The organism is Ciceribacter ferrooxidans, assembly GCF_004137355.1.
Classification (GTDB): Bacteria; Pseudomonadota; Alphaproteobacteria; order Rhizobiales; family Rhizobiaceae; genus Allorhizobium; species Allorhizobium ferrooxidans.
In genome coordinates this window covers 1-271 of record NZ_SDVB01000165.1, presented here as the reverse complement: position 1 = coordinate 271, position 271 = coordinate 1, and the positions used below count along the sequence as shown (strand labels likewise).

The following is a 271-nucleotide window of genomic DNA, read 5'->3' as shown; positions in this document are numbered from 1 at the left end:
TCACCAGCCCTGCAAACCGACCGGAACAGATCTCCGCGCTGACGTCGTTCATCGACCTGGCGTTGGGCAAGTCTGTGGTGCCCTGCAAGGATAGCCCGGGCTTTATCGCTAATCGCCTGGGCACCTTGTGGATCAAGGCTGCGCTTGCCAACGCGTTTACGCAGGGCATCGATGTCGAAGAAGCTGACGCCTTGCTGGGCAAGCCTTTCGGTGTTCCGAAAACAGGCATTTTCGGTCTGGTGGACCTGGTGGGGCTTGATTTGATGCGCTA

Annotated in this window: 1 protein-coding gene; it reads left to right on the top strand. The window is 58.3% G+C overall.

The window, feature by feature from the left end; genetic code table 11:
• A partial coding sequence (locus EUU22_RS04325) for a 3-hydroxyacyl-CoA dehydrogenase family protein (protein WP_245484908.1) occupies window positions 1–271 on the top strand: 271 nt, incomplete at both ends.